This is a genomic window from Nonomuraea sp. NPDC005501 (genome assembly GCF_040605905.1).
GTDB lineage: Bacteria > Actinomycetota > Actinomycetes > Streptosporangiales > Streptosporangiaceae > Nonomuraea.
Genome location: NZ_JBEXDT010000062.1, coordinates 1 through 11,870, shown reverse-complemented (window position 1 = coordinate 11,870; position 11,870 = coordinate 1). Strand labels below are relative to the sequence as shown.

The window sequence follows — 11,870 nt, the reverse complement described above, 5'->3', positions numbered from 1 at the left end:
GCTCCTCAGGGGACGAAGACGACGCGGTCGTCGGTCTCGGCGGTCCACGCCTGCGTGACCTGGGCGAGGGGGACGGCGCGGGCCCGTACGTCGATCGCGCCCGCGGCCACCGCTGAGGCCAGTTCCGGCAGTTCGGCGAGGAAGTCCCGGGCGGGGACCGAGCCGATGCCGCTGCCGACGATCTGCAGGCGGGCGGAGCGCAGTGCCACGGAGGGGATCGGCGCGCTCTGGCCGGCGATGGATCCGATCTGGATCCAGGCCAGCGGGGCGGAGCGGTCGCCGCGGGCGGTGAGCATCGCCATCATGGCGCCGGCGGCCCGCTCACCCCACACGTAATCGATGACCACATCGACGTCGGCCGCGCGGCCGATCTGGTCGAACGTGATCGTCTCGTCGGCGCCGAGCGCGGTCAGCGCGCTCAGGCGGGTGGTGTCGCGGCCGGCGGCGATGACCTGGGCGGCGCCGAACAGCTTGGCGATCTGGACCGCCATCCGTCCGGCATTGCCGGTGGCGCCCAGGACGAGGACGCGCCGGCCGGCCTGGAAGTCGACGCGCCGGCGCAGCGCGACCCAGGACGACATGGCCGGGTTCATCGCGGCGGCGATCCGCACGGGGTCGATGCCGCCGGGCAGGATCACGCTGCGGCGAGGGTCGATGAGGGTGCGATCGGCGAACGTCCCCAGCGGGGTGTCGTCCACGACCACGTAGCGGATGTTGCCCTCCTCGTCCCGTACGACGCCGTCGACGCCGGGGACCAGCGGGTACACGCCGTCGGCGGAGTAGTGCGAGCCGTTCGCCTTGGCCCTGGTCAGATGGTGCAGGCCGGTCGCGAGGACCTCGACGACCATCTCGTCGCCGTGGCGTGGCGCGGGGTCGGGGTGGTCGCGATAGACCGGCAGGGCGTCGGCGGCCTGGATGACGGCAGCGTGCATGGTGACCTCCGGAAGGTTTGTTTTACCAACTACTCCTATGATTGTTGGTAATACAAACCTTGTCAACCGCTGCGGCGTGATCGATGCCGTATCCGTCGATCACGCCCCCTGCGGAGTCACCTCCTGTGCGGGCGGCATGGGCGGACCTGGATCCCGGTCCGCCCCAGGGGCCGCGTTCTCATGCTGGTCGCTCCCGCTGCTCAGCCGTTGTACTCGCTCGCGACGTCCACGACCCAGACGACGCCGAAGCGGTCGGTCAGCATGCCGTAGAGCGGAGCCCACTGCGCGGGTCCGAGCGGCTGCGCGATGCTCGCCCCCTCGGAGAGCTTCTCCCAGTAGGCGGTGATCTCCTCCGCGCTGTCGCCGCGCACGGACAGGAAGAACGAGTTCTCGCCCCGGTCCCACGGCAACCGCGAGGGCACGTCATAGGCCATCACGTGGAAGCCGCGGTCCGAGACCACCTGGCCCCACATCACCTGGTCGGCCTCGGCCGCGCCCTGCGGGTTCCCGGCGTCCTTGTACGTGACGACGGACAGGTGACCGCCGAAGACGGACTGGTAGAACTCCAGCGCCGCGCGGGCGTCGCCCCGGAAGTTCAGATGAGTGACGGACTGGACGGACATGTCGCTCCTATCGGTTCTGGACGCTGTGCAGCGCCTCACACGGGACAACAGTCACAGGGGTAGGGGTCAGGAAGTGGCCGCTACTGCGGGAGAGTGGAAAACGTGCCGGGAACACGCTGGTCGACGACCAGGAGGCCTTCGCCCCGGCATGGTTGGTATTGCAAACCATGCCGGGCTAGCATGACGGCATGAGGACCGCCGACGATGCCATGGACGCCCTCGTCCGGACCACCTTCGAGGTGGCAGGCGTGCTGACCCGCATCGGCGGCGAGCATGATCTGTCGCTCACCCAGCTACGGGTGCTCGGCATCCTCCGCGACCGCCGGGCCCGCATCACCGAACTGGCCGACTACCTCGGCCTGGACAAGTCCACGATGTCCGGCCTCATCGACCGCGCCCAGCGCCGGGGGCTGCTGACACGCGGCAAGAACCCCTATGACGGCCGGGTCGTCGAGGTCTACATGACCCCTGCCGGGCACGAACTCGCGGAACGCGTGGTGGACGACATCCGGCGTGCCCTGACGCCCGCGACCGGCCGCCTGAATCCGGAACAGCTCGATCGGCTCGTCAGCCTGCTCGACGTCGTCTCGGCCCGCTCGTCGCCCGCACAGGCCGTGGAGGGGCCGACGGCCGAGCGCTGATGGTCGCACAGGGCCACGTACGGTTCCTGACGTCTGCGACGTTCGCCCCATCGAGGTGGCCGGGCGGTGCGCCTCAGGTCACCAGGCCCCTGCGGTAGGCGTAGACCACCGCCTGCACGCGGTCACGCAGGCCGAGCTTGGTGAGGATGCGCGACACGTACGTCTTGACCGTCTCCTGGCTGATCACCAGGGTGGCGGCGATCTCGCTGTTGGACAGGCCGTCGGCGATCAGGCGCAGCACCTCCAGCTCGCGCGGCGTCAGCGCGGTGTCGTCCGGCCTGTCGCGGGAGGGGCGGATGCGGGACGCGTACCTGCCGACGAGCTGCCGCGTCACCTCGGGCGCCAGCAGCGCGGCGCCCGCCGCGACGGTGCGGATGCCGTGCAGCAGCTGCGCCGGCGGGGCGTCCTTGAGCAGGAACCCGCTCGCGCCGGCCCGCAGCGCCTCGTAGACGTACTCGTCCAGGTTGAACGTCGTCACCACGAGCACCTTGACCGGATGCTCCACCCCGGCGCCGGCCAGCAGGCGGGTCGCCTCGATGCCGTCGAGCACCGGCATCCGCACGTCCATCACCACGATGTCGGGGCTCAGCCGGCGGGCCAGGTCCACCGCGGCACGGCCGTCGCCGCACTCGCCCACCACCTCCAGGTCCGGCTGCGCATCGATGATCGTCGCGAACCCGGTGCGGATCAGCGCCTGGTCATCGCAGACCAGGACCCGGACCGGCGCCGTCACGACGGGCTCTCCGCGGGGATGCGGGCCCGTACGACGAAGCCGCCACCCGCTTGCCGGCCGGCGCTGAACTCGCCGCCCAGGGCGTCCACGCGCTCCCGGAGCCCGGCCAGCCCCCGCCCGCTCCCGCCGGGAGAGACGGCCCGGGAGCCGGCGCCGTCGGTGCTGACCTCCACGCTGATCTCCTTCTCGCCGTAACGCACCCGGACCACTGTGCGGGTGCCGTGGGCGTGTTTGAGGGCGTTCGTCAGGGCCTCCTGGACGACCCTATAGGTCACGAACTCGGCGCTGCCCGCCGATTCCGCCGGACTGCCCTCCTCGGCGAACTCCACCGGCTGCCCGGCCTGGCGGGTCTGCTCCACGAGCGTGTGCAGCTCGCCGGCGGAGGGCACGCTGACGTCGGTGTCGTGATCGGCTTTGAGCAGGTCGAGCATGTGCCGCAGATCGGTGATGGCCCGCCGGCCGGTGTCGGTGACGGCGCTCAGCGTCGCGTCGAGGCGATCGGGCGCGGCCATCAGGTAGCGGGCCGCCTCGGCCTGCACGACCATCGCCGTCACGTGGTGCGTCACGACGTCGTGGAGCTCGCGGGCGATCCGGGTGCGTTCGGCGGCACGGGTGGCCTCGGCGACGTGGCGGCGGTGTTCCGCCTCGGCGGCGCGGGTGGAGCGCAGCCAGGCCCCGATGCCCCACGCGAGGGCCAGGGCCAGGTAGAACACCACGTACCCTTCCACCTTCTCGGTCGCGCCGAGCCGGTCGAGCGCGAACGCCAGCGGCACGTACGCCATGGAGAGGATGATCACGGTGACGCGCCGGTGGCGTTCCAGGTGGGCGCCCGCGCTGATCAGCGCGATGGGCATCGCGTTGCTCGCCAACACGTGGTAGGCGTGCAACTGGTCGAGGGCGAAACCGAGCGAGACCAGAGCCAGGCACACGGCCGGCCAGCGCCGGCGCACGGCGAGCGGAAGGGTCTCCAAGGCGATCACCACGAACGCCAGCGCGTCGAAGGGCCGGGTCGGCAGGTCGCCGACCTGGGTCCCCTTGCCGTAGAGCGCCGGCAGGAGCGATGCGACGGCCAGCAGCAGCCCGAACGGTAAATCCCGGACCACGACGTCGCACCGCCGCCACAGGTCCGTGACCCGCCGTAGATCGATCATTGGGCGAGCGTAGTGGTCGCGCCGCGCCGCATCGGGACCACGTTGCCGCGCCGGCGGGCCAGCCACATGAACACGACCATCAGCAGCAGGCCGGACACCACCGCGTACAGGCTCGCCTCCGGCCCGAACTCGCCGCCCGTGAGCAGGGCTGGGCCCGACGTCACGCCGTGCAGCAGCCCCTGCGTCGCGCCGTTGCCCGAGACCTCGGTGCCGAAGATGCCGGCCGCCGCGAAGTTCCAGCCGAAGTGCACGCCGATCGGCACCCACAGGGTGCGGGTGGCGGCGTAGGCGGCGGCGAGCATGCCGCCCGCCTCGATCGCGATGGCGATCGCCCCCCACAGGTTGGCGTGCGGGTTGAACAGGTGCGACAGGCCGAACAGGACACCGGTCAGCGCCAGCGCCGGCCACGTCCCCGTGCGTTCCTCGACGATCCTGAACAGGATGCCGCGAAACAGCAGCTCCTCCGTCACCGCGGCGGCGGCCATGAAGCCGAACAGCCCGGCCGCGCCCGCCGGCGAGCCCTGGCCGTCGATGCGGTAGCCGCCCACGAGAGCGATGTTCGCGATGACGGCCGCGAACAGCGCGACCCCGAGCAGCGTGCCTCGCGCGATGGCGCCGGCGGCGCCTCGCGCCGCCACCTCCACAGGTGCGCGGCGCTCGGACCACCGCACCACGCGGGCGTACACGAACATGGCGAGCACGGCCGTCGCGACGCCGAGGAGCAGAGTGAGGAGCGGGCTCCCCTGGACCGCGCCCACGATCGCGCTGCCGACGAAGGCGACCACCGCGACGGGCACGAGCTGTTTGAACAACCGCATGACTACTCCCTGGGGATTCCGCGACGGGATGCCGCCGCTACGCCGGAAACGCTAGGGATTCGGCGGCCTGGAATCGTCCCCGCGCGGTGGACACTCGCGGGTAGCTCGCACGGGGGACAGGCGCACATGCGATTCGTCGTACGGCAGAGCGGGGCGGTCGCGGCCCTCACCGGCGGACCCGCTTTGTCCCCCGCCCGAGCTACCGGTGAATGTCCACCGTGCGGGGACGATCTCGGACCGCCCGATCCGTAGCGTTACGACGCGGCCACGGCGTCCCGCGCTTTCCACTGCGCAGCCGTGCGCCTCACCCCCGCATCCACTCCCTCACTGGAGGACCTCATGCTCCGCAAGATCAAGACAGCCGCCGTGACCACGCTGTGCTGCACCGTGCTCGGCGCGGGGGTCGCCGGCTGCGACGGCGACGCGATGGAGAACTGGGACCCCTTGGCCCCGGCCACGCGGACGGCCCAGGCCGCCCCGATCTCGGGGACCAAGAAGATCGAGGTGGCGGGCCGGTCGGTGAACGTGTCCTGTTCGGGCGACCCGGAGAAAGGCAGGCCGGTCATCGTCCTGATGCACGGGGCAGGCGACGGGCTGGACAAGCTGGCCGCCGTCCAGAAGACGCTGAGCAAGCGGAACCGCGTCTGTTCCTACGACCGGCTCGGCTCGGGCGGGAGCGACCAACCGGACGGCCCGCAGAGCTTCGCCGGCACCGGCAAGATCCTGACCGGGGTGCTCGACCGCGTCGCCGGTGACAACCCGGTCGTCCTGGCCGGCCACTCGCTGGGCGGGCTGATCGCCGCCAGGTACGCCCCCGACCACAAGGACCGGGTCAAGGGGCTGGTCCTGCTGGACGCCACTCCGCCCACGATGCTGGACGACATCAAGAAGTCGATCCCCGAGTCGGCCAAGGGCCCGGCGGCCGAGTTGCGCGCGCAGAACCTCGCGGTCTTCCAGGGCCAGAACCCGGAGAAGCTCACCGTCGCCGACGGCGAGGTCCGCTCCGCGGGGAACATCCCGGTCGAGGTCGTCAAGCACGGCAAGCCCTACCTCAAAGCCATCCCCGAGTACGGGTCGCGCCTGGAGAAGGCGTGGGCCGTGGGCCAGCGCAAGTGGCTCGGGCTGTCCAGCGCCGCCAAGCTGAGCACGGCCGCCAACAGCGGGCACTACATCTACGTCGACGAGCCCGACGTCGCCGTCCAGGCCATCGAACGCGTCACCGCGCAGGCCGCACGTCAGGCGCATGGCGAGTAATGCTGCGGGAAGCGGCGCAGTGCCCGGCCGGCGCCGCCCGCGCCCCGCGACTCCTTAAGGCTTGACTTAATTAAGCTGTGGCTGACATAGTTTCTGGGTGCACGCTTTCGATGTCCTCGGCGACCCGGTGCGTCGCCGGATACTGGAGCTGCTCGCCGACGGAGAGCAGGCCGCCGGCGCCATCAGTGAGGTCGTCCGGGCGGAGTTCGGCATCTCGCCGCCCGCGGTGTCGCAGCACCTGCGCGTGCTGAGGGAGTCGGGTTTCGTCACCGTCCGTCCGGACGGTACGCGGCGCCTCTACGCGGTGGAGGCAGCACCTCTGCAGGAGGTCGACATCTGGCTGGAGCGCTTCCGGCAGTTCTGGAGCCAGCGCATGGACGCGTTGGCCGCCGAACTCGTCCGCGGCAAACGCGAGCGCCGCGAACAGCGCGACAACGGTGGAAACGCAGCCGGGACACCGGATCGTCGTCAGGAGACTGAGTCTGTCAGCGAGGAGGACACGTGATCGACGTCATCAACCAGATCAACGCCACTCAGCGGGAGATCGGCAATCAGGCGGTCGCCACCGGAGAAGGGCGGTCGGTGCTGCTGCGCCGGGTCTACGACGCCCCGATCGAAGACGTCTGGAGCGCCTGCACCGACCTGGAGCGGCTCGGCCGATGGCTGGGCCAGGTCGAGGGCGACCTGCGGGTCGGCGGCACGTTCCAGCTCAAGGACAACGCCGGTGGCGAGATCCTGCGCTGCGAGAAGCCCCGTCTGATCAAGGTGACCTGGGTCTTCGGCGAGGGCATGCCGACCGAGGTCGAGGTGCGCCTGGCGCCCGGCGACGACGGCCGCACCATCTTCGAGCTGGAGCACGCCTCACCCGCCCAGATCGTCGACGAGCTCGTGCGCACCTACGGTCCCGGTGGCACGATCGGAATCGGCTGCGGCTGGGACCTCGCGCTGCTCGGCCTCGACCTCTTCCTGAACGGCGTGACGTTCGACCCCGCCACCTGGCAGGACACGCCCGAGGGCAAGGAATTCGCCGTCCGCAGCTGCCACGCCTGGGGACCCCCGATCCAGGCTGCCTGGGGAACCGGTGACGACGACATCTCCGCGGCCGTCGCGTTCGCGGTGCGGCACTTCGCCCCCGAGACCAGCGGCGACCGCTGATGACCCACGACGTGACCTCCAGCGGCAGGGCGCCCGCGGTGGCCACCGGATCGACGAGAGCCCTGCTGACCTGCGGCATTGTCGCCGGACCGCTTTACATCGTCGTGGTCGTCCTGCAGCTGCTCACCAGGGAGGGATTCGACATCAGCCGGCACCCGGCCAGCATGCTGAGCAACGGTGACGAAGGCTGGATCCAGATCGCCAACTTCGTGGTCAGCGGTCTGCTGTTCGTGGCGGGTGCGATCGGGCTGCACCGGGTCCTCGGCCCGTCAGCGGGTCCGGGAGGCACGTGGGGGCCACGGTTGATCGGTGCCTTCGGTGCCGGGATGCCGGCGGCGGCCGCTTTCTCCGCCGACCCGGCCGACGGCTTCCCGCCGGGCACTCCGAGGGGCCTTCCGACCATGATGAGCTGGCACGCGGCGGTGCACCTGCTGGTCTCCGCGATCGCCTTCCTCGCGCTCGTCGCCGCGTGCTTCGTCCTCGCCCGGCGGTTCGTCGCGGCCGGCCGTACCGGTTGGGCGGCCTTCAGCGGCGTGACCGGCGCGGCCTTCCTCGTCACCTGGAGCCTGATCTTCGCCCTGCAGGGATCCCGCCCCGCCAACGTCGCCTTCGCCCTCGCGATCGCCCTCGCGATGGCATGGGCGTCGCTCCTCGCCGCGCACCATCGGCCCCACCGGACGGCACCCGCCGCGCCGGTGATCCACCTGATGGGTAAGAGGCTGAGGTGACTGAGACGACGGTAGCCGAGGTGATGGCCGAGCTGGCCGCGATCGAGGACCCGAGGACCCGCGAGGTGAACGAGAAACACGGTGACGATCACGGTGTGAACCTCGGCAAGCTGCGCGCGCTCGCGAAGCGGCTGAAGACGCAGCAGGAACTCGCGCGCCGGCTCTGGCAGACGACTGACACCGCAGCGAGACTGCTGGCGATCCTGATCTGCCGCCCGAAGGCGTTCGAGCGTGACGAGTTGGACGTCATGGTGCGCGAGGCGCGCACCCCCAAGGTGCACGACTGGCTCGTGAACTACGTGGTGAAGAAGAACCCGCACTCCGAGGAGCTGCGCCTGGCCTGGTCCGCCGATCCGGATCCGGTGGTCGCGAGTGCCGGCTGGGCGCTGACCGCCGAACGCGTGGCCAAGAGGCCCGAGGGCCTCGACCTGGCGGGACTGCTGGACGTCATCGAGGCGGAGATGAGAGACGCCCCGGCTCGCCTGCAGTGGGCGATGAACAACTGCCTGGCTCAGATCGGGATCGAGCACGCCGAGCACCGCGCCCGCGCCATCGACATCGGTGAGCGCCTGGAGGTGCTCAAGGACTACCCGACTCCTCCGAACTGCACGTCCCCGTTCGCGCCCATCTGGATCACCGAGATGGTGCGCCGACAGGGCGACAGGTGAACAGGTTCCTGCCGCGCTCGTGCCGCCGCCCCCTCAGGACCCGCGACAGGTGACACCGGTCATCTACGGCTCACCTCACTTCCTATGCCGCGGTAGATGCCGCCGATCTTCTTGGCGTCCATGTAGTCCTCCGGGCTCGCTCCCAGCTGAGCGGCCAGTTCTTCCTGGTCCGGCTTGGTCTGGCTGCCTTTCCAGCGCAGTCCGATGCGTGCTGCCAGGCTTTCGAGGTAGTCCAGCCGGTCCCGGGGCTCTCGGTCGATGACCTGCTGGAGTCTCGTGTCGATCTCGGCCACGACGTCTTCGGTGGCGTGCGCCTGGCCTTGTTCACAGGAGTCGATGACCGGGATGGCAGCCTCGACCATCCTTGACCGGATCAGGACATCCGCGGCGTCCTGGATGAGCTCCGGCACCGCCCGCACCTGGCTGCCGGGGATTCTCCTGCCGAACAGGTCACGCAGGCGCAGGAGGTCGGCCACGACGCTGTGTCGCCAGCGGCGCTCCTGCCTGGGCGGAGTCAGGTCCCGGCCGGTGCCCATCGTCTGCAGGGTTCGTTCGAGCACGTCGTACGCGGCCGTCGCGTCCCGCCACGAGTCCGCGTCGAGCCAGGTCTCGATCGCCTTGCTCGTCCTGTCGGCGTCGACTCTTCTCGTACTCAGGAAGTCTCTGTAGGCCGTCTGGTCGTCCTGCCGGCTGAGGCGGTGGCGCAGGCGGGCCCAGGCCAGGACGAATCGCGCGTACTGCTCGCGGGCATCGCGTCCTTCTTGGGTGACGGCCCGGCTCAGCTCGTGCAGATCTCGGCCCTGGGCTCCTTCCGGGGGCAGCGGAAGCTCTTCCAGGGGAATCCCGAACACCTTGGCCATGGCGATCGCTTCGTCGAGGCTGATCGCCCGGCGGCTTCCGTCCGGCTTGGAGTTGACGATCTTCGAGATCGCCGACTGGTGCGTGGGGCAGTCGGCGTTCGTCAGCTCCTGCGCCATCCGCTCCTGGGACCAGCCCCGCTGGCGCATCTCCCAGGCGAGTCGCAGGGCGACGTTCTCCTCGCTCAGCCTGCGCGGATTGCGGCCGTGGCCGGGCTCGGCCCTCTCGTCGGACATTCCGCCACCCATCATGACTCGCGTCATCCTGATCCAGCCCGGAAATCATCCCATGGGGATGGCATCGTCTGGGCGCCCTTTGGCCGATGGGCGGCTCTCCGGGCGGAGGGGGCCACGCCGCCGTGCGGCCGTCGGGCATGCGGTGTGCGCGAGTTTGTCGGTCTTGCCCGCAATACTCGCCGCTGACGATCACGGATGAGGCGTCGGCGATGGCGTGGTCACCCCGTCGCCTGAACGACCAGCCCTACTCGAACACAGCGCGGAGGTACCGGCATGAGCACAGCGGCGAGCGGCAGCGTCGAGGACGAGGACCGGCTGACGATGCCGGCCGCCTGGCTGCGCACTCTTCATCCGCGGCGGGGCGGTGCGCAGGTCCCCGCGAGAGCGCTGGACGGGGGCGCGCCCAAGGAACTCGCCGCCAGGCTGGACGAGCGTCGCCAGTCGATCCTCGACTCGCTGGCGAAGTGTCCCGACCCGGAGATCGCCGCCGCGGGCGCCGCATACCTGGCCGGGGAGCCCACCGCCACGCCGCTGGGCGCCGCCGTGGTCGCCGAGGCGATGACCGGTTTCCTGCCATGGGCGGACCGGACGTTACTGCCCCTGTTCGCCGAAGTCTGGCTGCTCGAACATGGCCTGGTGTTCGCGGCGACGGCCGTGACCGAGCTGGCCTCGCTGCACTGGGATGCCGGCGGGGACACCCGGCCGGTCCGGCGGCTGGCTCCCCATGAACCCCACAACCACTGGTTCGGCTGGAATCGGTCAGAGCTCACCAGGCGGGTCCGTGCCGCCCTCGCGGCCGCGTCGGACGCCGAGTACGCCGAGGTCGTCGCGGCGCTGGCGGTGAGCCGTGAAGGCGGGCTCCACCATCGGGTGGCGGCTTCCTACCTGGCGCCGACCGAGGCCGACTGGGTCGCGGCCGACTGCGCCGAGGTGAGCCAGGTCAATCCGGGGCTCGCCCACAATCTGGTCGCCGCGATCAGCACGCCGGAGCACGCGGCGCTCATCGTGGGCCACGTGCAGGGCTACTTCGTGATGAGCTCCCTGGCTCTGCCCGCCACCCTCGTGGACGGCATGGGCGACGCGGCCGTGCCGGTGCTGGCCGGCTGGTTCGACAAGCTCTACGACGCGGAGAGCGAGCGGCGGCTCCTGGGAGTGCTCGCCGAGCTGCCGGCCGACGCGGCGATGCGGGCACTCCTCGACCGGATCGAGCACAGGTACACCCAGCCGGCGCTCCTGCGCGCGGCGGCCCTGTTCCCGCGCCGGGCGATGCGGATGCTGGCCACCTGCGACGGCAAGGTCGCGGACCTGCTGCTGCGCGCCCACGTGCTGGCCCATCCCGACCTGGTGGCCGAAGTCCTCACGAGCGTCGGTGATGCCGCCGCTGAGCGGATCAGCAAGATCGCGTCCGCCGCGACCGTCGCCACCGCTCCGCTCGAAGCCCTGCCCGAGGTGCTGATCAGCCCGCCGTGGACCCGTCCGCGTACGGTCCGCAAGCCGGTCGTGGTGAGTGGCCTCGTGTGTGCCGATGAGCCGGCCGTGGTGTGGGGGCCGGGCGAGCGGGACAACTGGCGTTCCGCCCGGCCGGGGCAGGACTCGTGGGATCGCCCGTGGCACCGGAACTGGGAAGAGATCGCCGGCGGGATCGCCGACGGCCGGACGAGCCACTGGTACGACGAGATCGCCCTGTTCGTCTCCGGGCCCGAGAAGCTGGCCGGACCGTTGGTCGCGAAGTGGGACCCGGCCGACCTGTGGGGAGCCTCCGAGTGGATGCCGAAGGTGGTGGCCAGGTTCGAGGTGGCAGCGCTGCCCCCTGTGCTGGCCGGCGCCCGGCGCAACCCCGGCGCGATCGCTCCGGCGCTGCTTCCGCTCGCCGCCCCGGAGATCGCCGTGCTGATGGCCGAGTGGCTGGCCCGGCTGAAGTCGGTGCGCGCCACCGCGCTGGCGTGGCTGGCACGCCACCCCGAGGCGGCTGCCAGGGCGCTGACAGCAGTACACGTGCGTGAGCAATGGCACCAGTGGGGATAACCCGGAAACACGTGCGGAAGAGGCGTCCGATGGGTGCAGGCAGCGAAA

The 11,870-nt window shown here is 70.8% G+C and carries 13 protein-coding genes; 7 read left to right on the top strand and 6 right to left on the bottom strand.

What is annotated here, in order from left to right:
• Nucleotides 1–5: 5 nt before the first annotated feature.
• Together ABZS51_RS26870 and ABZS51_RS26865 are read right to left on the bottom strand one after the other, a co-directional pair.
• Complete coding sequence (locus tag ABZS51_RS26870) at nt 6–932, bottom strand: zinc-binding alcohol dehydrogenase family protein (RefSeq protein ID WP_355446337.1); 927 nt, start codon at nt 930–932, stop codon at nt 6–8.
• Nucleotides 933–1,132: 200 nt separating this feature from the next.
• Entirely contained in the window at nt 1,133–1,555 is a 423-nt protein-coding gene (locus ABZS51_RS26865; protein ID WP_355446334.1) for a VOC family protein, read from the bottom strand.
• Between the two features lie 188 nt (nt 1,556–1,743).
• On the opposite strand from ABZS51_RS26865, the gene ABZS51_RS26860 reads away from it, so the two are divergent.
• A complete protein-coding gene (locus tag ABZS51_RS26860; protein WP_355446331.1) occupies nt 1,744–2,196 on the top strand; it encodes a MarR family transcriptional regulator in 453 nt (150 codons plus the stop codon).
• Nucleotides 2,197–2,269: 73 nt separating this feature from the next.
• On the opposite strand, the gene ABZS51_RS26855 is transcribed toward ABZS51_RS26860, so the two are convergent.
• From ABZS51_RS26855 to ABZS51_RS26845, 3 genes are read right to left on the bottom strand one after another with little or no spacing between them, the layout of a single operon-like run.
• Nucleotides 2,270–2,929 (bottom strand): response regulator transcription factor, encoded by a 660-nt coding sequence (locus ABZS51_RS26855; RefSeq protein ID WP_355446328.1) that lies wholly within the window; start codon nt 2,927–2,929, stop codon nt 2,270–2,272.
• The gene (locus tag ABZS51_RS26850) at nt 2,926–4,080 is read right to left on the bottom strand and encodes a sensor histidine kinase (RefSeq protein WP_355446325.1); all 1,155 of its coding nucleotides are present in this window, start codon (nt 4,078–4,080) and stop codon (nt 2,926–2,928) included. The genes ABZS51_RS26855 and ABZS51_RS26850 overlap by 4 nt, the downstream gene beginning before the upstream one ends.
• Nucleotides 4,077–4,898, bottom strand: a complete 822-nt coding sequence (locus ABZS51_RS26845) for a type II CAAX endopeptidase family protein (protein WP_355446319.1) — start codon at nt 4,896–4,898, stop codon at nt 4,077–4,079. The genes ABZS51_RS26850 and ABZS51_RS26845 overlap by 4 nt, the downstream gene beginning before the upstream one ends.
• Before the next feature lie 339 nt (nt 4,899–5,237).
• Between ABZS51_RS26845 and ABZS51_RS26840 the strand changes: the two genes are divergently transcribed.
• The 5 genes from ABZS51_RS26840 to ABZS51_RS26820 all read left to right on the top strand — a co-directional run bounded on the left by ABZS51_RS26840 (nt 5,238) and on the right by ABZS51_RS26820 (nt 8,703).
• Entirely contained in the window at nt 5,238–6,152 is a 915-nt protein-coding gene (locus ABZS51_RS26840; RefSeq protein ID WP_355446316.1) for an alpha/beta fold hydrolase, read from the top strand.
• A gap of 97 nt (nt 6,153–6,249) precedes the next feature.
• On the top strand, nt 6,250–6,657 hold the full coding sequence (locus ABZS51_RS26835; RefSeq protein WP_355446313.1) for a metalloregulator ArsR/SmtB family transcription factor: 408 nt from the start codon (nt 6,250–6,252) through the stop codon (nt 6,655–6,657).
• A complete protein-coding gene (locus ABZS51_RS26830; protein WP_355446310.1) occupies nt 6,654–7,307 on the top strand; it encodes an SRPBCC domain-containing protein in 654 nt (217 codons plus the stop codon). The genes ABZS51_RS26835 and ABZS51_RS26830 overlap by 4 nt, the downstream gene beginning before the upstream one ends.
• Nucleotides 7,307–8,035, top strand: coding sequence for a DUF998 domain-containing protein (locus ABZS51_RS26825; protein ID WP_355446307.1), 729 nt, complete (start codon nt 7,307–7,309; stop codon nt 8,033–8,035). The genes ABZS51_RS26830 and ABZS51_RS26825 overlap by 1 nt, the downstream gene beginning before the upstream one ends.
• 23 nt (nt 8,036–8,058) lie before the next feature.
• Nucleotides 8,059–8,703, top strand: a complete 645-nt coding sequence (locus ABZS51_RS26820) for a DNA alkylation repair protein (protein WP_355446435.1) — start codon at nt 8,059–8,061, stop codon at nt 8,701–8,703.
• Nucleotides 8,704–8,762: 59 nt separating this feature from the next.
• Here ABZS51_RS26820 and ABZS51_RS26815 read toward each other — a convergent pair whose 3' ends face one another.
• On the bottom strand, nt 8,763–9,797 hold the full coding sequence (locus ABZS51_RS26815) for a helix-turn-helix transcriptional regulator (RefSeq protein WP_355446304.1): 1,035 nt from the start codon (nt 9,795–9,797) through the stop codon (nt 8,763–8,765).
• A gap of 273 nt (nt 9,798–10,070) precedes the next feature.
• Here ABZS51_RS26815 and ABZS51_RS26810 point away from each other — a divergent pair, with 273 nt between their 5' ends.
• Nucleotides 10,071–11,822, top strand: a complete 1,752-nt coding sequence (locus ABZS51_RS26810; RefSeq protein WP_355446301.1) for a hypothetical protein — start codon at nt 10,071–10,073, stop codon at nt 11,820–11,822.
• The last annotated feature ends 48 nt before the right edge of the window (nt 11,823–11,870 follow it).

What these genes read in the sequence shown, in the direction of transcription:
- ABZS51_RS26865 (WP_355446334.1), bottom strand. Translation starts at nt 1,555, where the DNA reads ATGTCCGTCCAGTCCGTCACTCATCTGAACTTCCGGGGCGACGCCCGC.
- ABZS51_RS26845 (WP_355446319.1), bottom strand. Translation starts at nt 4,898, where the DNA reads ATGCGGTTGTTCAAACAGCTCGTGCCCGTCGCGGTGGTCGCCTTCGTC.
- ABZS51_RS26860 (WP_355446331.1), top strand. Translation starts at nt 1,744, where the DNA reads ATGAGGACCGCCGACGATGCCATGGACGCCCTCGTCCGGACCACCTTC.
- ABZS51_RS26810 (WP_355446301.1), top strand. Translation starts at nt 10,071, where the DNA reads ATGAGCACAGCGGCGAGCGGCAGCGTCGAGGACGAGGACCGGCTGACG.
- ABZS51_RS26820 (WP_355446435.1), top strand. Translation starts at nt 8,059, where the DNA reads ATGGCCGAGCTGGCCGCGATCGAGGACCCGAGGACCCGCGAGGTGAAC.
- ABZS51_RS26815 (WP_355446304.1), bottom strand. Translation starts at nt 9,797, where the DNA reads ATGTCCGACGAGAGGGCCGAGCCCGGCCACGGCCGCAATCCGCGCAGG.
- ABZS51_RS26870 (WP_355446337.1), bottom strand. Translation starts at nt 932, where the DNA reads ATGCACGCTGCCGTCATCCAGGCCGCCGACGCCCTGCCGGTCTATCGC.
- ABZS51_RS26840 (WP_355446316.1), top strand. Translation starts at nt 5,238, where the DNA reads ATGCTCCGCAAGATCAAGACAGCCGCCGTGACCACGCTGTGCTGCACC.
- ABZS51_RS26825 (WP_355446307.1), top strand. Translation starts at nt 7,307, where the DNA reads ATGACCCACGACGTGACCTCCAGCGGCAGGGCGCCCGCGGTGGCCACC.
- ABZS51_RS26850 (WP_355446325.1), bottom strand. Translation starts at nt 4,080, where the DNA reads ATGATCGATCTACGGCGGGTCACGGACCTGTGGCGGCGGTGCGACGTC.